The following is a 19,012-nucleotide window of genomic DNA, read 5'->3' on the forward strand; positions in this document are numbered from 1 at the left end:
TTGTCGTATTTTATTATCTACCATATGAGTGGCGGGGAGAGTTTAACATGCTTGTAAGTTCGTATCTGGTTCGTACGTTTAAATTATCCGATTACGTTTCAGTCACGGAGCTTTTCAGGAATGTGCTTTCAGATGAATGTTACGAGGAGACAATGTCGGCTTTCGCCAGACAGCTGTCCTGGGATAGCGAGCTCGTCCTTGTTGCCGAGAACGAAGGCGCGATCGTCGGGGTCATCGTCGGAACGATCGATAACCAGGAAGGCTACTACTATCGCATTGCCGTGGGGCAGGATCACCAGCGCAGAGGAATCGGCCAGACCTTGATCGAGTCCCTTCGCCAGCGCTTTGTGGGACGCAAAGTGCGCCGCATTATGGTTACCATCGATGCGCACAACGAAGTGGTTATTCCCGTATACGAGAAAGCCGGCTATCAGGCGGCAGACTTTTCCCGATTCCCGCAGCGGCTCAGCATTGTGAACGGCTGACATCGGAACGAATCAAGCTTAACGAATTACTCAGGCATACCCGGAGCCCTTCGGCTTTCCGGCTATGCTTTTTTTGTTTAATTCGAAGATTACGGCTCTTGAAAGCGGTGCAACATAAGTTTATGCTAGTAGCAAGAGAAAGAAGCACGATAGTCAGTTGAAAACCGCAGGCAGAAGGGTTTGGACCACATGGAGACGTTTATCCCGCATGTCATCAAAAGCTTTAAACACGATGGGCACTTGCATCGCATGTGGATTGAGAATTGGTTGGTGCCGGAACGTCTGCTGCATGAATCTCATCGGGCGGAGTCCATGCTGGTGCTGATTAACAGCCAGACGAAAATCGTCGAGGCCGACGGCAAAGAATGGGTCAGCCGCATACCCGGAGTGTCTTTTTTTATCCCGGGGCAGTGGTTTAACGTGGTCGCGCTGATCGAGGAAGCCGGCGTCCGGTACTACTGCAACGTCGCTTCCCCTCCGTATGTGAATGGACGTGTCATTACCTATATTGATTACGATCTGGACGTGATTCGCATGCCGGCGGGCGATGTGCATGTCGTCGACCGGGAAGAATACGAGCGGCATAAGCTCGCCTATCATTATTCCGCCGTCGTGGAGAGCAAGGTCGAACAGGGCCTGCAGCATTTGCTGGGGCGCGTAAAAAGCGCCAAAGCGCCGTTTCGGGATGAGCTGGTCCTATCCTATTATGAGCAGTGGAGAGAACGCGGAGCGGAGGGTTAGGATGTGAGCTTTTCTCTGAGCAACAACGAAAGCGAACGGACCGAAAGCCCGTCGGAAAGCCCGGTTAGCTCCAACCCTTTACGGGAGCTGCTGGGCTGGATGAAGTGGTTCGCATTTGCGTTGGCCTTGATCGTGCTCATGCATCAATTCGTGTTTCATTTGTCCACAGTCAAAGGGGAATCGATGCAGCCTACGCTGGAAGAGGGCGAATGGCTGTTTATCAATAAAACGATCCGTTACGCCGGAACGCCGCCCAAGCGCGGAGACGTCGTGGTCATCCAGGAGCCGCCGGGAAGCGAATCGATGCATCCTTTTTTGGTGAAGCGGGTGGTAGCGTTGTCCGGAGACGAGGTGCATATCCGGGGCGGCAAGCTTTACGTCAACGGCAGCGAGGCGCAGGAAGCGTACACGGATTCCAGCATCGAGGACGGGCGCTTCGAGCCTTATACGGTTGCCGAAGGCCATCTGTTTGTCCTGGGGGACAACCGACACCTGTATGCCAGCTACGATAGCCGTACTTTCGGAGCCATTCCCGTAACCCGGGTAATCGGACGGGCGGAATGGATCGTATGGCCGCCGCAAAAGTGGAGGAGCCTGTAATGGAAAAAGAAGACAGCAGGGCGGGAACGGAGCAACAGAGCGAACGTTTTGCGGCGACGGCAAAGCTGCAGCCTGCGGACTGGAGACAGCTCAAGCAGCAGCTGCAAGCGGATGCGGCGAAGCTGGGTATTGACAAGATCGGTTTTGCGAGCGCCGACCCGTTCGTCGAATTGAAGGATATTTTGATCCGGCACCGCGAGAAAGGGTTCGAATCCGGCTTCGAGGAGCCGGATATCGAGAAGCGTGTGGACCCGGCGTTGACGCTTACAGAGCCCCGGTCCATTATTTCGATTGCGGTGGCGTATCCGTCGAAGCTGAGAAACGCGCCGCGGTCCGAGCCGGGCGCGTACCGGGGCATTTTGTCCCGCTCCGCTTGGGGGCAGGACTACCATCACGTGCTGCGCAACCGGCTGGCAAGGCTGGAGGCCTGGATTCGCGAACGGGTGCCGGGAGCGCGCACGGCAAGTCTGGTCGATACCGGAGCGCTTGTCGACCGGGCGGTGGCCGAGCGGGCCGGGATCGGTTGGGTCGGCAAAAACTGCTGCGTCATTACCCCGGAATGGGGTTCTTGGGTTTACCTCGGCGAACTGATCACGAACGTGCCGTTTCCGCCCGATACGCCAGTAACCGAGAGCTGCGGCGATTGCACGCTTTGCATCGATTCCTGCCCGACCGGAGCGCTTGTCGGCCCCGGACAGCTTAACGCGCAGCGCTGCGTTTCGTTCCTCACGCAGACAAAAGGGCTCATCGAGGACGACGAGCTGAAGCGCAAAATCGGCAACCGGCTGTACGGCTGCGATACGTGCCAGATCGTCTGCCCCAAAAATAAAGGCATTCACGCCGGGCATCATCCGGAGCTGCAGCCGGACCCCGAGGTCGTCAAGCCGCTGCTGCTGCCGCTGTTGTCGATGTCGAACCGCGAGTTTAAAGAGCGGTTCGGCCACAGCGCCGCCGCTTGGCGCGGCCGCAAGCCTATCCAGCGCAACGCGATTCTCGCGCTGGGCAACTTCCGGGATGCAAGCAGCGTGCCGCAGCTCGCGGAACTGCTGCGGAAAGACGAGCGTCCCGAGATTCGCGGCACGGCGGCCTGGGCGCTCGGCCGCATCGGAGGCGTGGCTGCGCGCGAGGCGCTGGACGCCGCTTGGGAGACGGAGCGGGACGAGGCCGCCCGCCGGGAGATCGGCAAAGCGCGCGCGCAATTTACGGGAGAGCGACAGGGGGATGAGCAGGATGGCGATTCGGTATGATGAAATCGATTCACCGATCGGCGTATTGACGCTCGGCTGGAACGCAGAGCCGCAAGGCGGCTTGTGTCAGATCGAATTCGGCGCGTTCGCCGATGTCGAATCGAAGCTTCGCGCTTGGTCCGGGCAGCGTTACGGTACGGACGATTGGGTACGGGACCCCGGAGCGTTAACTGAGGCGGCTGAGCAGCTGCAGGCTTATTTTGCCGGTACGAGACGGACGTTCGATCTGCCTCTGGATTTGCGCGGCACGCCGTTTCAAATTCAAGTATGGAAGGCGTTGACCGATATTCCGTTCGGTGAAGTCTGGTCGTATAAAGACGTTGCCGTCTGGATCGGTTCGCCTAAAGCGGTGCGCGCCGTAGGAGGAGCGAACAACCGCAATCCGGTCCCGATTATTGTGCCCTGTCACCGCGTGATTGGCGCAAGCGGCGCGATGGTCGGATACGGCGGCGGACTGCATATAAAGACGTTTTTGCTTCAGCATGAAGGCTTTTCGGGGAAAGGGGCCCTAGCGTGAGATACGTGCATATCGAGAACGTCGAGTCCGGGCAATATTTGGGACGGACGATTTTTTCTGCGAACGGGGCGGTGCTGCTATCCGAAGGGGTGCAGCTAACCGTATTCATGATCACGACGCTGAAGCGGATCGGCGTGACGATGATTTATATTAAAGACCCTCAGTTTGACGATATCGAGCCGGTCGACCTTGTATCGGAGGAGACGAAACGGGCCGTGATGCAGCGGATGGGAGAGACGATCGATTCGATCCGATCCGGGAAAGATTTCAACATGAAGCATGTCGGGGCAAGCATCGATACGCTGCTGGACGATATTATGAAAAACAAAGAAGTGCTGGTGCAGCTGTCGGATATCCGGACGCACGACAACGCAATGTACGTGCATGCGATCAACGTTTGTATGATGTCGACCTTGATTGGCATCAATATGGGGCTGCCGACGACGCAGTTGAAGGAACTGGCGATCGGCGCGCTGCTGCACGATGTCGGCAAGCTTGAGCTTGTCACGGACGATGACAGCGGCGATCCGAAAAAGCATCATACGTGGCGCGGCTTTGAAGTATTGAAGCATAAGCGGGAGCTCAGCTTGCTGATTGCGCACGTCGCTTTTCAACATCACGAGACGATGGACGGAAAAGGCATACCGCGTCAGCTGCCGGGCGAGGAGATTCATCTGTACGCCCGCATCGTTGCCGTGGCGGATACGTATGACAACCTGCTGTTCGATTTGTCCGAAGGCCGGCGGATGCTGCCGCACGATGCATGCGAACGCATGATGGTGTTGGCAGGCGAGAAGCTCGACCGGGAGATCGTGATCCAGTTTTTGCGTACGGTGTCGGTTTATCCGACAGGCACGTCGGTCAAGCTGTCCACCCGGGAAACCGGCGTCGTGGTCGGCCAGCACCGGGGGCTGCCGGGCCGACCTGTCATCCGTGTGGTCAAGGGCGGCGGAGACGACATGGAGGTCAAGGAAGTTGATTTGGCCAAGCAGACGACCGTGTTTATCGAGAGCGTCCTGATGTAGCGTGAAAATGGTGTTTGTAACCGAGGCTTTGACATGCTATGATGAAGAAATGACATCCATCGTTTGAGGTGAAGGTACGATTATGTGGGGTTACGTTATTACCGCGGTTATCGCCCTCATTGCCGGAGGCGCGGCCGGTTTTTTTATCGGTGTGCAGTACTTGCGCAAGCAGCTTGAAAAAATGCAGAGCAGTCCGGAAATGCTGCAGCAGATGGCCAAGCAAATGGGGTACAACTTGAACAAGCAGCAGATGCAGAAAATGCAAACTATGATGAAGAATCAAAAGTTTCGTCCGTAAGCCCGAAAAGCCTGATCGCGGGCTTTTCTTTCTATATTGGAACGGAAACTCCGGACGAATTCAGGAGGAGGATAACCAATGCCGGCCAAAGAGTACAGAAACAGCCGTGTTGCCGACAACCGGGAACAAGTCGAGTATCATGTCCGAGAGATTTTGCGCCTGATCGGCGAAGATCCGGACCGGGAAGGTCTGCTTGACACACCTGCGCGGGTAACCCGCATGTATGAAGAAATTTTTGCGGGCTATGACGCGGACGTGAAGGATATTTTAGGCGTTGCCTTCGACGAGAAGCATGAGGAACTCGTCATTGTGAAGGATATTGTCTACTACAGCCAGTGTGAGCATCATATGGCGCCGTTCTTCGGCAAAATCCATATCGGATACATTCCGAGCGGCAAAATTGCCGGGCTGAGCAAGTTCGCCCGCTTGGTCGAAGCGGTCACTCGCCGCCTCCAAGTGCAGGAGCGGATTACGTCGGAAATTGCCGACATCATCGAGTCGGTGCTTGAGCCGCACGGCTGCATGGTCGTCGTCGAGGGCGAGCATCTGTGCATGTGCGCGCGCGGTGTCAAGAAGCCGGGCAGCAAAACCGTCACCTCCGCCGTTCGCGGACTGTTTCGTACGGATGCGGCCTCGCGCTCGGAGTTTTTATCGCTAATTAAAGAGTAGGGACAGAGGATGCGGGGGAGCCTGCGTCCTTTTTCTTTCGAACAATGGATACAAGGGAGACGTGCATATGTATTGGTTATATTTGGGGGCTGCGATTGCCCTTGAAATCGCTGGAACGATTTCGATGAAATTTTCGCAAGGCTTTACGCGGCTGACGCCTTCGATTCTCATGGTCGTCTTTTACTTGCTGGCGTTTACGGCGCTCAATTTCTCGTTGAAGCAAATTGACGTGAGCGTGGCGTATGCGATATGGTCGGGTCTCGGAACGGCGGTCATTGCGGTGATCGGTTACTTGTATTTTAACGAGTCCATGTCGCTGTTAAAAGCCGGCTCCATTGTGTTAATCATTCTTGGCGTCATCGGACTGAACCTGGGCGGAGGGGCTCACGGAAGCACGGCCGATGCTCAATCGGACCTTGCGTCAAAACAGCAGGCACAGGACTAAAGGATGCATGGCGTATCCGCTGGTCTTGCGCGTGCGAGCCTGATTTCTGTCAGCCGGGGATTCGTTAAGCTTCAATAAGGCAGCCACATCAAATGACGGGCAGCCGCGAACCGTTCGTTAACATGGTCCCAATTTACCGTATTCCACCAAGCTTCAATATATTTGGGCCGTTCGTTCTTGTATTTGAGGTAATACGCATGCTCCCATACATCCAGCACGAGGAGCGGGATGACGTCCCATTGTGACAAGTTTTGATGCTTTTCCGCCTGTAAAATTTCCAGCCGGTGGCTGCGCGGGCTCCAGACCAGAATGGCCCAGCCGCCGCCTTCCACTTTATCCGCCGCTGCACTGAATTGCTTGCGAAACCCTTCGTAAGAGCCGAACGATTTTTTAATCTCCGCCGCGATCGGTCCCGTCGCTTTTCCGCCACCGCCCGGCTTCATCACATTCCAGAAAATCGTATGGAGGTAATGCCCGGCTCCGTGGAACGCCGCTTCCCTTTCCCAATGCTTAACCAGAGAAAAGTCGCCCGTTTCCCTCGCGCGTGCAAGCATATTCTCGGCTTTATTTAGCCCGTCAACATAGCTTTTATGGTGCTTGTCATGATGCAGCCGCATCGTTTCGGCATCGATATACGGCTCAAGCGCATTGTAGGCATAGGGCAGAGGCGGTAGCTTGTGGCCTCCGATCGGTACGGGCTTTGAATAGGCTGACTGAGGCCGTTCTCCCGCCCACGTGCCTTCCTGCGTCGCCGTTAGCTGATTCAGATCGATGGGAAGCGGTTCGTTTTCGCTGCGCCATAAGTGGATGTGCGCTTGCTCCTCGTCCGGAGCACGGTTCTCAGTCACTGCATCCGGTGCATCCACTGCATCCTCGGCGCGAAACTCTTCAACTCCTTCAGGCGTGCCTTGGACCGCATGCAGAACGCCCAGGAAATATTCGGATTCGCGTATGATGTGCAAGAACACGGTTTGGACGACCGGATTTGCCCGAACCGGAAGGCTTCGTTCCAGAATGAAAAACAACTGGCGGATAAATTCCTGCGACTGGGCAATGGACGCATAGAGCAACTCATTAACTTTGTCGACGATATACGGACTGACCGGGGGCTTGGCCCGCAGCACGGCTTCGATCCATTGCTGGCTGGCGGCTTCCGTCTGCGCGAGGACGCCTTCCCATTGCTGCAACAGCGCGGCATATTCCGGTTCGAGCTTGGGTACCAGTTCGCGGATGACGACCGTATGTTCTCTCTCCTGCATTTTCCAGAACCGAATTTCCTCCAATACCCTGAGCGGCATCAGGGAACCGTAAATGTACAGCATACGCAAAAACCTCCCCGTCGTTCTGCTTCATCCGGCTTTCGCGGCCGGACGCTACAGGAACATTGTATTCGGGGAGGGGTACAGCTATGTTTGATTTGTCTAACGGGCTTTATTATACTTCAGCGGTTGTACCGGAGCGGAGGACAACGTACGAAGGAAGCCGGTCGTCATCTCCAGATAGCTTTTGCTGTGAGCGCGATAGATGAGCTCGTGCCCGTCGTTTTCCAGCAACCACAGCGCGGAACCGGAATCCGCTTTTTGCTTCTGGAAGATCCCTTCCGCCATTTCGTACGGGGCCAGCAAATCTTTCTTGCTGTGGATGAAGAAAATCGGCAGCGAATACTGCGTCTCTTTCACTTTGTTATAAGGCACTTGGTTCAAGCTGACTCCATTGATCAGCGGGAAAAACATATACACAAGGTTTTGAGAAAACTTCGGCAAATTCGCTGCCTGCTTCATGTTATGGTACAAAGTGTCCGGTTCGAGTATGAACGTGCTGTCCAGAATCATGCCGTCGATGTCTTTCGTTTGCAGCGCGGCCTGCAGAGCCGTTCCGGCTCCCATCGAGAAGCCCCAGACGAACACTTTTTCGGCTCCCCGGTCCTTCGCGTACTGGACGGCGCCCAGCAGCTCTTGCGATTCGCGCAAACCGCCAGTCACGTTCCACTGAGGCTGGACGAAGCCGTAATCAAACATCAGCACGTTGTAGCCCATATCGTGGACTGCCTTCGCCAAATCGTAGATGGGTACCCAGATTTCTTCGCGGTTCCCGCCATAGCCGTGCGAGAACACAACCGTTTGCCGGGCCGCTGCCGTTCCAGCGCTCGACGGGATATACCAGCCGGACAGATTCGAAGAGGCATTCAGACTTGGAAATTGCACGTCCTCGTAAGCGGCGCCAAAGGCGGCGGCGGGATTTGAACGCAGTGGATCGATATGCGGCCGGCCCAGCGTCCAAGCTACATAAGCGTGGAAGGCCATCGTTAAGCTGAACAACAGAAGCAGAACGGACAGCAGAGCGAGAAGCAGACCCCGGTACCTTCTAAGGAAGGAAGTACGTTTGATAGCGCTTTCAACCGTAGTGGTGGTTAAAGGTACGGGTGAATAAGAATTGGTTTCCATGCCGGATCCCTCCCATTGAAACTAAGATGACTGCCTGTTGCGGATGACATCGGATACGGCCCTGATAACGATTTGAAAACGCGAGCTTTTTATCCAAGCGATGCGATCGGAGAGAAAAACTTGCGCTGTACAGTTGCTGTCAGATTCGAAAATTCGAGGCTTGTAAGATCCTTATATTTTTATAGTATAGTGAGAAAGACCGGGCGTCAATATTGCGCGAAAAATGTAAACTTTCTGTAATCTCCCTGTAACATCGCTTGTTACAACTACTGGAAAACAATATTTTATTGAAGAAGGAACGACCTTCATATAGGAAAACGCATAGAAATCGGCTATAATAGATTTCAACCAGTGAAACAGATTTTCGGGGAGTGGGAATATGGTCGAAGATGGCAAACTAACCGTTCGCGCCGTCGAACGGGCTCTGGATATATTGCTTTGCTTTACGGAAGCGGAAGATTTGAACTTAACGGAAATTTCCACAAAGGTCGGGTTGCACAAAAGTACGGTCCACCGGCTGTTAGCCTCGCTGGAAGGCAAAGGCTTTATCATCCGCGACCCGGCCTCGGAGCGGTACCGCCTCGGCTTTCGCATCTGGGAGCTGAGCGCCAATTTGACGCACAGCGACGATCCGGCGCTGATCGTGCTGCCGGAGATGGAACGACTGCGCGACCAAGTCGGCGAGACCGTCAGCCTGTACGTGCGCGACGGGATGGAGCGCGTCCGCGTGCAGGCGGTTCAGAGCAACCAGGCGATCCGCCGGGTCGCTCCGATCGGGGCGAGACTGCCGCTGTCCGTCGGCGCGTCGAGCAAGATCCTCGTCGCCTTCGCCGATCCGGACGAGCAGCAGTTGCTGCTGCGCGATCCGTCCTGGCCGACGGTGGTGTCTCCAGCTGCTTATTTGCAGCAACTGGAGGAAGTGAAGACGCTGGGCTACGCCACCAGCGTCGAGGAGCGCGAACCCGGCGCCGCGGCGGTGGCGGCGCCGATCTTCGGCCGCGCCCAGCGGCTGGTCGCCGCTCTCGCGGTATCGGGGCCGGCCAACCGGCTGACGCTCAAGAAGATGAAGGAGCATGCGCCTGCGTTGATGGAGGCCGCCCGCAGGATGGGCAAAATGCTGAAGTAATCGACGGAGCTGCTTCATATAGCCCAAAAAAAGAAGCCCCAAGGCCTCACGAGGAGGATTGGGGCTTTCTTGTATATAAAAGGCTTCGTCTTACGCCATGATTTGACGTAGGACAGTTTGCAGAATACCACCGTTGCGGTAGTAATCGACATCCACGTAGCTGTCCAGACGGACGATGGCTTCGAAGCTGAAGTTCGAGCCGTTTTCGCGCGTGACGTTGACGGATACTTTTTGACCCGGCTGTACGTCATTGCTCAGACCCGTAATGTCGAACGTTTCTCTGCCGGTCAAGCCGAGCGATGTCCAGCTTTGACCTTCCGAGAATTGCAGCGGAAGCACGCCCATGCCGACGAGGTTGGAACGGTGAATCCGCTCGAAGCTTTCCGCGATGACGGCTTTCACGCCGAGCAGGAACGTTCCTTTTGCCGCCCAGTCGCGGGAGCTGCCTGTGCCGTATTCTTTGCCGGCAATAACGACGAGGTTCGTGCCTTGCTCTTGATACTTCATCGAAGCATCGTAGATGGACATGACTTCGCCGGTCGGCAGGTAAGTCGTTACGCCGCCTTCGGTGCCCGGTGCCACTTGGTTGCGGATACGGATGTTCGCAAACGTACCGCGCATCATAACATCGTGGTTACCGCGGCGGGAACCGTAGGAGTTGAAGTCTTCTTTCTTCACGCCATGCTCGATCAAGTATTTGCCGGCAGGGCTGTCGACCTTGATGTTACCCGCAGGCGAGATATGGTCCGTCGTGACGGAGTCGCCGAGCAGCGCAAGCGTCTTGGCTCCGCGGATATCCGCAATGTCCGACAGTCCGGCGCCCAAGTTCTCGAAGAACGGCGGGTTCGCGATATACGTAGAAGTCGGCCACTCGTACAGCTCGCCTTCCGGTACTTGGATCGCGTTGAAGCGCTCGTTGGAACGGAACACGTTGGCATATTTTTCACGGTACAGCGCAGGGCTCATCGCGGTTTTGATAGCTTCTTGAATCTCATGCGATGTCGGCCAGATGTCTTTCAGGTAAACCGGCTCGTTCTTTTGGTTGTAGCCAATCGGATCGTTCGCCAAATCGATGTTGACCGTACCGGCCAAAGCGTAAGCGACGACAAGCGGCGGAGAAGCCAGGTAGTTAGCTTTCACTTGGGCGTGAACGCGGCCTTCAAAGTTCCGGTTGCCGGACAGTACGGCAGCTACGGTCATGTCGTTGTCGGCGATCGCTTTGCTTACTTCGTCCGGCAACGGACCGGAGTTACCGATACACGTTGCACAGCCGTAGCCGGCGACGTGGAAGCCGAGAGCTTCAAGCGGTTCGAGCAGACCGGCTTTTTTCAGGTAGTCGGTAACGACCAAGGAGCCCGGCGTCAAGCTGCTTTTGACGTAGCCCGGTTTTTTGAGGCCGAGAGCTACCGCTTTTTTCGCAACGAGACCGGCGCCCAGCATAACGCTTGGGTTAGACGTATTGGTACAGGAAGTAATCGCTGCGATGACGACGGCCCCTGTGCCCATATTGCTCGTTTCGCTGTTCGGATGCTTCACTTCGACCGTTTCCGCGATTTTCTCGTCGGACAAGCCGTAGCCGCCTTTTTCGATCGGGGTGCGGACGATGCTGTTGAACGATTCCTTCATGTTCGTCAGCTCAACGCGGTCTTGCGGACGCTTCGGACCGGCCAAACTCGGAACGACCGAACTGAGGTCAAGCTCCAGCGTATCGCTAAACACCGGATCCGGCGTTGCATCGGTGCGGAACATGCCTTGCTCTTTATAGTAAGCTTCGACAAGCGCGATTTGCTCTTCGCTGCGGCCCGTGCCTCTCATGTAGTTCAAGGACTCGGAGTCAACCGGGAAGAAGCCGATCGTTGCGCCGTATTCCGGAGCCATGTTCGCTACCGTCGCACGGTCTGCCAAGCTGATGTTGCTCAGGCCTGGGCCGTAGAATTCGACGAACTTGCCGACAACGCCTTTTTTACGCAGCATTTGGGTTACGGTGAGCGCGAGGTCGGTTGCCGTAGCGCCTTCCGCCAGCGTACCGGTCAGCTTGAAGCCGATAACTTCCGGCGTAACGAAATACAGCGGTTGGCCCAGCATGCCTGCTTCGGCTTCGATACCGCCGACGCCCCAGCCAACGACACCCAGACCGTTGATCATCGTCGTATGGGAGTCCGTACCGACGAGGGAATCCGGATAAACTTCCGTTTCGCCGTCAACGGTTTTCGTTGCTGCGACGGATGCGAGATATTCAAGGTTAACTTGGTGAACGATACCGGTATCCGGCGGCACGGCGCGGAAGTTGTCAAACGCCGTTTGCGCCCAGCGGAGGAAGCGATAGCGCTCCTCGTTGCGCTCGAATTCGATGCGTTCGTTATATTCGAGTGCGTCCGGGGAACCGAAGGCATCAACCATAACCGAGTGGTCGATAACGAGGTCGACCGGAACAAGCGGGTTGATCCGTTTCGGGTCGCCGCCCGCCCGTTTCATCGTATCTCTCATGGCTGCCAGGTCGACGACGACCGGTACGCCGGTGAAGTCCTGCAGCACGATCCGTGCCGGAATGAACGGAATTTCTTTGTTGGCGTCGCGTTCGGAAGCCCAGCCAGCGATTTGTTTCACGTGCTCTGCCGTGATCGCCTTGCCGTCGAATTGACGGATCGCCGCTTCAAGCAGAACTTTAATGGAGAAAGGCAGATTTTGCACATGGCCTTTGCCTTGCGCTTCAAACGCCTGCAGGCTGTAGTAGTTGTACGATTGACCGCCAACGTTCAGCTGCTTGCGGACCGAGAATTGGTCTTTTTTAGACATGGTGCTATTCCTCCTTAGAACAAGTAATCAGCTGCATGGATCTTGTTTCATTGTATGAAACTTGATTTCATTATTAGCCATAGCTATAGTATACATGCTGAAAGGCCGTTTCGTAAAGGTGGATTTCGCTCATTTTTATTCAGCAGCGCGCATACCATGGGAATGAATGTTTTCTGTCCTTATAGAAATAAATCGATCTTAGCCGCACAAGCTTCCGAATGAAAGGGGAACGATGCCGTGTCTTGGAAAGCGACCCTCTACGACTATGTACATCATCGCAATCAAATGGACATCGATTATTCCGTGGAACCGATGCTGCCCTTTGTGAAGGACGCCGCCTATTTGAGTGCGCAGACCGAGAGGCTTGCCCGGCGGGCGGACACCGACGGTCAGCGGCAATTCGTACCAACCAAAAGCGAAACCCGGCTCACCGTCGATCAAGTGGCGGAGCGCGGAGACAGCATCGTAGCCGATGTCACCCTCAGACGGACGACCATCGGCGAGATTCGGCAGGTCCTCCACGAAGAGCAGCGGATCGAACAGGAACGGGTCACCCTTTCCCCGGCGTCAGACGGCTGGTCCGTTGTACATATCGAATATCTTCAAACGGAACAGGCTTTACGTTTAAAACCTCCGGTTGCGGGCGGGATCATGCAGGCGGAAGATTCGTTTGCCGCCGTCGGGTTAATGCGTGCTCCTTCCGTACCGTATTTGAATACGCAAATCATTTCGCATTTCCAGCAAGCCGCCGCCCGCACCCCCTACAACCGGCTCGAAGCGGTGCGTTACGCCGATCAGTGGTGGGATAGAACCAATCCGACCTATCTTGCTTTTGAGGTCAACTGTAGCAATTACGTGTCCCAATGCATCTTTGCAGGCGGAGCGCCTATGAACTATACTGGTAAAAGGGATTCGGGCTGGTGGTACAAAGGCCGGGTCGGCGGTCAGGAGCACTGGAGCTTCAGTTGGGCCGTAGCCGAAAGTCTGCAGTTCTATTTACTGACGAGCCGCGGAGGGCTGCGGGCCCAGGAAGTGGCGAATCCGCAGCAGCTCGATTTGGGCGATGTCATAAGCTATGATTGGGACGGCGACGGCCGGTATCAGCATACGACCATTGTTACCGCCAAGGACCTAAGCGGCATGCCGCTTGTCAATGCTCAGACGATCAACAGCAAGCATCGGTACTGGAGCTATGCGGATTCCCCGGCTTGGACGAAGCGAACGAGCTACCGTTTCCTGCATTTATCCGATTCTTTTTAATCTTTCCGAATTTAGCAGTGCCGTAGCTTAGGCTTCGCTTTTCTGCCGTCGGCCATGCACGGAGCCCGCTTTTTCATGATTTTAGACGGCATGGATCAACATTCTTCCGGAGGTTTCTATGAGCGACAAAATACGTGTAGGCTTGATTTACGGCGGCAAATCCGGGGAGCATGAAGTCTCGCTCCAAACGGCACTGGCCGTCATCAAAGCATTCGACTTGAACAAATATGAGGTGCAGCCGTTTTACATAACCAAGCAAGGGGACTGGCATTCGGGCCCGCAGCTTACGGCGCCGGCCGAATCGGTCGAAGCGCTTGCGTTCGATGGCTCGTCCGAATCTTCGGGAGAGTTTGCCCTTCAGCCGTTTTTTGCCGCCCAACCGGCTTCCGCCGACGCGCCGATTAAGGTATCGGGCGCTTCTTCGCCGTCTGCACCGCTGGATGTTGTATTTCCTTTGCTGCACGGCACGTTCGGCGAAGACGGCACCATTCAAGGGCTGCTCGAAATGGCGAACATTGCCTACGTAGGCGCAGGCGTACTAGCTTCGTCCGTAGGCATGGACAAAATCACCATGAAAAAAATATTCGCCCAGGAAGGCCTGCCTCAATGCATTTTCCGCCACTTCACGCGAAGCCAGTGGGAAAAAGACAACGCCTATTTCCTGATGGAAATTGAAATCTCGATCGGGTATCCCTGCTTCGTCAAGCCGGCCAATCTCGGATCGAGCGTCGGCGTGAGCAAAGCGCGCAACCGCGAAGAGCTGCTTGCCGCCGTCAATCAAGCGTTTCGTTACGACCGTAAGGTCATTGTCGAAGAGTTCGTGAATGCCCGCGAGCTGGAAGTGGCGGTGCTCGGCAACGACGAGTCGCAAGCCTCCGTCGTCGGCGAGATCGTATCTTCGAGCGAGTTTTACGATTACAAGGCCAAATATGTCGATGGTACCTCGTCGATGATTATTCCGGCGGAAATTCCGCAAGAGACGGCGGAAGAAATCAGGGAACTCGCCATTCGGGCTTTCACGGCTATCGACGGTTCGGGCTTGTCCCGCGTCGATTTCTTTCTACGGAAAGAAGACAACAAAATCTTCATTAATGAAATAAACACCATGCCGGGCTTCACTCCTTACAGCATGTACCCGCTGCTGTGGCGCGAGAGCGGGAAGCCTTACAGTGAGCTGATCGACGATCTGATTCGTCTTGCGCTGGACCGTCACGCCGAGAAGCAGCGCTTGGAGTATGCCTTGGACTAACCTTCGGCACAGGTTGAGCGCCGGAACTTGCTTTTGTCTTCCTGGGTTCGATATGCTTAAGCTAAAAAACGGCCGAAAGGAGCGAATTCATGGGATTTCAAACCGAGTTCAATTCTGTATGCAAGTTCAAATCCGAACAAGAGCTGTTCGAGCTGCTGGAGTACGGCCGCGGCAAAATGATGAAGAGCGGCTTCCGCGTGTTTCCTACCGGACAGAAAGTTATCGCCTATACGCCGGATAACCAAGCCGTTGCCATCGTTAAAATACTCGCCTCTATCGCCGAAATTAATTTTCAGGGCGAAGAAGTGACGCAAGTCGAGATGCAGCTGGTTCGCAAGCTGAACGAGGAAGAAGCGCGCATCCAGACATCATTGGCTCACGAGATGTTTTTCGGAGAGCGGGCGTAGATTGCCGATTCGGCCAACCCTGCATAGTGTAACGGTGCTTAAACCTTCAAGGGAGCATCCTTTTCCAGCCATGGAAGAGGGTGCTTTTTTTCTTTCCGGGGACAAGCTATGGAGTAGTTAACTATCGGGAGCGTGATTGTAGCATGATCGTTCGTCTTGGTTATGTGGCTATGTCCATGATTGTCCAGAATGCCTCGCCTTCCAAAACGATGACGTATACCAACTTCGCCAAGCTTGACGACCGGGATGCGGCGCTGCGCAAGCTGGAGCGGATTGCCGCCGAGAATCTTCACAACACGCTGCGGCTTCTAAAGCATAACCGGGCGCATGACATTGAGCTATACCGCTGCTCTTCCAAGCTGATTCCCTTAGTCGGCCACGAGATGCTTAGTGATTGGGACCCGATGGAAGAGCTGGCGGAATCGTTTGCGGAAGTCGGCAGCTACGCCCGGAAGTATCAGATGCGAATCAGCTTTCATCCCGATCATTTTACAGTATTAAGCACTCCGCGGGAGGAGGTGCTTCGGCACTCTTTCACCGATCTGGATCGTCATGTTCGCATGCTGGAAGCGATGGGACTGGACGCGTCGGCCAAGTGTAACATTCATATTGGGGGCATGTACGGCAACAAAAAAACGGCAAGAGAACGGTTCCTTCGCAATTTCGATGCTTTAGAGGAACGGATTCGGGAGCGGATGACGCTGGAGAACGACGACAAGACGTTTACCGCCCTCGAAACCTTGGAGGTATGCGAGGAGGTGGGCGTTCCGATGGTGCTTGACATTCATCACGACCAAGTGAACCGGAGTGCAGAGGCGGCGGAAGAGCTATGGCCGCGCATTCAACGGACATGGCAAAGTCAGAAAGCGCAGGCGGATACCCCAGTTCCTCCGCACGAATTGCCGCCCAAAATTCATGTCTCCAGCCCCAAAAGCGAAAAAGATCCCCGCGGCCATGCCGATTTCATCGATACCGGCATTCTCATGCCATTTTTGCGTGCCATTGCCCCAACAACGCCGCGGCTCGATATCATGCTTGAGGCAAAAAGGAAAGACGAAGCGCTGTTTCACCTTATGGAAGTGATCGGTCGGGAAGAAGGGATTACGATATTGTCCCAGGCCTCGTTTGAGCTGTAATTTTCGACGAATCCGCACACTTGAAATCATTGTTAAAATAAAGTACGTTGAGAAGGGAGAAAGTTGTCCGAGCCCTATTTTATGGATGAGAGGGGAACTGATGGATATGAACTTGGTTGCCGGCAAAAACATATTGGTCATGGGGGTCGCTAACGACCGCAGCATTGCCTGGGCGATCGCGCAATCATTGGCGAGCCACGGCGCAAGACTTGTTTTTACATATGAAAGCGAGCGGGTCGAGGAGCGGGTGCGGAAGCTGGCCGATACGATTCCGAACTCCGTCATCCTGCCTTGCAACGTCACTTCGGATGAAGATATCGAGAAGCTGGCCGGAGCCCTGAAAGAACAGTTTGGCGTGCTGCACGGCATTGTGCACAGCATCGCTTTTGCGCGCACGGAGGAGCTGGAAGGGCTGTTCGTCAATACGTCGAGAGGCGGCTTTGCATTAGCCCATGATATAAGCGCGTACTCCCTGGTGGCCGTGGCCCAGAAGCTTTACCCGCTGATGACCGAAGGCGGCAGCATTATGACCATGACTTACTTGGGCGCCGAACGGGCTATGAAAAACTATAACGTCATGGGGATCGCCAAAGCGGCGCTCGAAGCCAGCGTACGTTATTTGGCGAACGATCTCGGCCAATATAACATCCGTGTTAATGCCATATCGGCAGGCCCGATCCGTACTCTCGCAGCCAAAGGCATCAAAGATTTCAATTCCATCTTGAAAACCGTCGAGGAAAAAGCACCCCTTCGCCGCACGACCGAAACCGCCGAGGTTGGAGATACGGCTCTCTTCTTACCATCTATCCCGCGGGATTACAGGAGAAGTGATTTATGTCGACGGCGGGTACCACATTGTCGGCGTTTAATCCTCCAGTTATAACACAGCCATCCGTCATATCGGCGGGTGGTTTTCTTGTATAAATTGGGTGTTTCGGGAAAATCAAGGTTTTGTCACAATTGACTGCCGGTTTGGACGAAACTCCGTAGCATATTTTACGTATATTAACTATACTGATACTATTCGATCTGTTGTCATGTCACTAGGATTAAAAAAGACTTTTATTTATTGGTATAGAAAAGGAATGATTAGTAATGACCAATTCCAACATCCCCTCCTTTGCAGTCGGCAGCAAAAACTTTACCGCGGTCGCAATTAATATCGCTTCCAAAGCGGGAGAATGGATTCAAAGCAAACTTGGAGACTTCAACAAGCTGCAAACCAAATATTCGTCTCACGATCTTGTCACGGAAGTCGATAAGGGTGCCGAAACGATGATTCGTAATTTGATACTGACGCATTTCCCTCATCATGTTATTTTGGGCGAGGAAGGAGTCGCTCCCGGTCCAGACGCTTCCAAGCGAGCGCTGGAGCAACTGAGCGACGCCGAATATTTGTGGATCGTCGATCCGTTGGATGGCACGACGAATTTCGTACACGGCTTTCCCTTTTTCTCCATCTCGATGGCGCTTGCTCATAAAGGCGAGGTCATTGTCGGCGTTGTCTACAATCCCGTTCACAACGAATTGTATGTCGCCGAGAAAGGAAAAGGCGCTTATCTCAAAGGAAAGCGTATGCAAGTTTCTTCCGAAACGAAGCTTATCGACAGTTTGGTTGCTACCGGATTCCCTGCTGATCGGGCAGGCGCCCTGCCGGTGAACCTGCGAGGCGTTCAAGCGCTGGCTCCTAAAGTAAGGAATCTTCGCGTGGCAGGATCTGCGGCTCTGCATATGGCTTATGTAGCTGCAGGACGCTTGAGCGGATTTTGGGAAATCGGCTTAAATTCTTGGGATATGGCTGCCGGAGCGCTTCTTATTTCCGAATCGGGCGGGAAGGTTACCGATATGGAGGGGAAGCCGTACAGCTTGCATGTCCGCGATGTTCTGGCTACGAATGGTCATATTCACGACGAAATCCAGCAGGAGCTGTCGGCAGCTTCGGCCACCGGAATTTAAAGTGATATTTCTGTCCTTGGATACAAACCAACGCTGGTTTGTATCTTTTTTATGTAGAGGGGTTGATTTTCGATTTGAGCCATGGTATATTAGTCTTCCGGCCATGAGCTGGGGCATCGCAAACTGGTGCAAGGACAAGCTTTTGAAGAGTTTCGAAAAAAAACTTAAAAAAAGTACTTGCATTACAGGTTGAAGATGTGGTACATTAAAGAGGTCGCTTTCGACGGATTGTAAAACGAAGTCGAAAAATGACGAACATCATTGCCCTTTGAAAACTGAACATTGAGTGAGTGTCATAAAGAGAATGAAAATTCTCGTCAGTAGTAAATTTTGAGCTTTATCAGCTTTTCTTTAATGGAGAGTTTGATCCTGGCTCAGGACGAACGCTGGCGGCGTGCCTAATACATGCAAGTCGAGCGGGTTTTACCTTCGGGTAAAGCTAGCGGCGGACGGGTGAGTAACACGTAGGCAACCTGCCTGTAAGACTGGGATAACTACCGGAAACGGTAGCTAAGACCGGATAAGTGGTCTTCTCGCATGAGGAGATCAAGAAACGCGGGGCAACCTGTGGCTTACAGATGGGCCTGCGGCGCATTAGCTAGTTGGTGGGG

The 19,012-nt window shown here is 54.4% G+C and carries 18 protein-coding genes, 1 rRNA gene and 1 pseudogene; 17 read left to right on the forward strand and 3 right to left on the reverse strand.

What is annotated here, in order from left to right; all coding sequences use genetic code 11:
- Nucleotides 1–47: 47 nt before the first annotated feature.
- From BLO51_RS14785 to BLO51_RS14825, 9 genes are all read left to right on the forward strand, one after another.
- Nucleotides 48–485, forward strand: a complete 438-nt coding sequence (locus tag BLO51_RS14785) for a GNAT family N-acetyltransferase (protein ID WP_090673037.1) — start codon at nt 48–50, stop codon at nt 483–485.
- Nucleotides 486–674: 189 nt separating this feature from the next.
- The gene (locus BLO51_RS14790; protein WP_090673040.1) at nt 675–1,226 is read left to right on the forward strand and encodes a DUF402 domain-containing protein; all 552 of its coding nucleotides are present in this window, start codon (nt 675–677) and stop codon (nt 1,224–1,226) included.
- Between the two features lie 3 nt (nt 1,227–1,229).
- Nucleotides 1,230–1,826: a signal peptidase I gene (gene lepB / locus BLO51_RS14795; protein WP_245719674.1), complete on the forward strand. Its 597-nt coding sequence runs from the start codon at nt 1,230–1,232 to the stop codon at nt 1,824–1,826.
- On the forward strand, nt 1,826–3,073 hold the full coding sequence (gene queG / locus BLO51_RS14800; protein ID WP_090673043.1) for a tRNA epoxyqueuosine(34) reductase QueG: 1,248 nt from the start codon (nt 1,826–1,828) through the stop codon (nt 3,071–3,073). Before lepB ends, queG begins: the two co-directional genes overlap by 1 nt.
- Complete coding sequence (locus BLO51_RS14805; protein ID WP_090673046.1) at nt 3,057–3,590, forward strand: methylated-DNA--[protein]-cysteine S-methyltransferase; 534 nt, start codon at nt 3,057–3,059, stop codon at nt 3,588–3,590. Before queG ends, BLO51_RS14805 begins: the two co-directional genes overlap by 17 nt.
- Entirely contained in the window at nt 3,587–4,615 is a 1,029-nt protein-coding gene (locus tag BLO51_RS14810; RefSeq protein WP_090673048.1) for an HD-GYP domain-containing protein, read from the forward strand. Before BLO51_RS14805 ends, BLO51_RS14810 begins: the two co-directional genes overlap by 4 nt.
- Nucleotides 4,616–4,697: 82 nt before the next feature.
- On the forward strand, nt 4,698–4,913 hold the full coding sequence (locus BLO51_RS14815; RefSeq protein ID WP_090673050.1) for a YneF family protein: 216 nt from the start codon (nt 4,698–4,700) through the stop codon (nt 4,911–4,913).
- A gap of 78 nt (nt 4,914–4,991) precedes the next feature.
- Entirely contained in the window at nt 4,992–5,582 is a 591-nt protein-coding gene (gene folE / locus BLO51_RS14820) for a GTP cyclohydrolase I FolE (RefSeq protein WP_090673052.1), read from the forward strand.
- Between the two features lie 67 nt (nt 5,583–5,649).
- Nucleotides 5,650–6,027 (forward strand): DMT family transporter, encoded by a 378-nt coding sequence (locus BLO51_RS14825; RefSeq protein WP_090673054.1) that lies wholly within the window; start codon nt 5,650–5,652, stop codon nt 6,025–6,027.
- 71 nt (nt 6,028–6,098) lie between these two features.
- On the opposite strand, the gene BLO51_RS14830 is transcribed toward BLO51_RS14825, so the two are convergent.
- Complete coding sequence (locus BLO51_RS14830) at nt 6,099–7,349, reverse strand: Fe-Mn family superoxide dismutase (protein WP_090673056.1); 1,251 nt, start codon at nt 7,347–7,349, stop codon at nt 6,099–6,101.
- A gap of 99 nt (nt 7,350–7,448) precedes the next feature.
- Nucleotides 7,449–8,471 (reverse strand): alpha/beta hydrolase, encoded by a 1,023-nt coding sequence (locus BLO51_RS14835; protein WP_090673057.1) that lies wholly within the window; start codon nt 8,469–8,471, stop codon nt 7,449–7,451.
- A gap of 379 nt (nt 8,472–8,850) precedes the next feature.
- On the opposite strand from BLO51_RS14835, the gene BLO51_RS14840 reads away from it, so the two are divergent.
- On the forward strand, nt 8,851–9,597 hold the full coding sequence (locus BLO51_RS14840) for an IclR family transcriptional regulator (protein ID WP_090673059.1): 747 nt from the start codon (nt 8,851–8,853) through the stop codon (nt 9,595–9,597).
- Between the two features lie 90 nt (nt 9,598–9,687).
- Here the strand turns inward: BLO51_RS14840 and acnA are convergent, their stop codons facing one another.
- Nucleotides 9,688–12,393 (reverse strand): aconitate hydratase AcnA, encoded by a 2,706-nt coding sequence (gene acnA / locus BLO51_RS14845; RefSeq protein ID WP_090673061.1) that lies wholly within the window; start codon nt 12,391–12,393, stop codon nt 9,688–9,690.
- 237 nt (nt 12,394–12,630) lie between these two features.
- Between acnA and BLO51_RS14850 the strand changes: the two genes are divergently transcribed.
- The 7 genes and pseudogenes from BLO51_RS14850 to BLO51_RS14880 all read left to right on the forward strand — a co-directional run.
- A complete protein-coding gene (locus BLO51_RS14850; protein ID WP_090673063.1) occupies nt 12,631–13,653 on the forward strand; it encodes an amidase domain-containing protein in 1,023 nt (340 codons plus the stop codon).
- A gap of 118 nt (nt 13,654–13,771) precedes the next feature.
- Nucleotides 13,772–14,902, forward strand: coding sequence for a D-alanine--D-alanine ligase (locus tag BLO51_RS14855; RefSeq protein ID WP_090673064.1), 1,131 nt, complete (start codon nt 13,772–13,774; stop codon nt 14,900–14,902).
- Between the two features lie 89 nt (nt 14,903–14,991).
- A complete protein-coding gene (locus tag BLO51_RS14860; RefSeq protein ID WP_090673066.1) occupies nt 14,992–15,309 on the forward strand; it encodes a hypothetical protein in 318 nt (105 codons plus the stop codon).
- Between the two features lie 143 nt (nt 15,310–15,452).
- Nucleotides 15,453–16,445, forward strand: a complete 993-nt coding sequence (uvsE, locus tag BLO51_RS14865) for a UV DNA damage repair endonuclease UvsE (RefSeq protein WP_090673068.1) — start codon at nt 15,453–15,455, stop codon at nt 16,443–16,445.
- 106 nt (nt 16,446–16,551) lie between these two features.
- A pseudogene (gene fabI / locus BLO51_RS14870) lies at nt 16,552–17,314 on the forward strand (enoyl-ACP reductase FabI).
- Between the two features lie 226 nt (nt 17,315–17,540).
- Nucleotides 17,541–18,401 (forward strand): inositol monophosphatase family protein, encoded by an 861-nt coding sequence (locus BLO51_RS14875; protein WP_090673070.1) that lies wholly within the window; start codon nt 17,541–17,543, stop codon nt 18,399–18,401.
- Between the two features lie 351 nt (nt 18,402–18,752).
- Nucleotides 18,753–19,012 (forward strand): 16S ribosomal RNA (locus tag BLO51_RS14880); the annotation flags it as partial.

Source organism: Paenibacillus tianmuensis, from assembly GCF_900100345.1.
Taxonomy (GTDB): domain Bacteria; phylum Bacillota; class Bacilli; order Paenibacillales; family NBRC-103111; genus Paenibacillus_G; species Paenibacillus_G tianmuensis.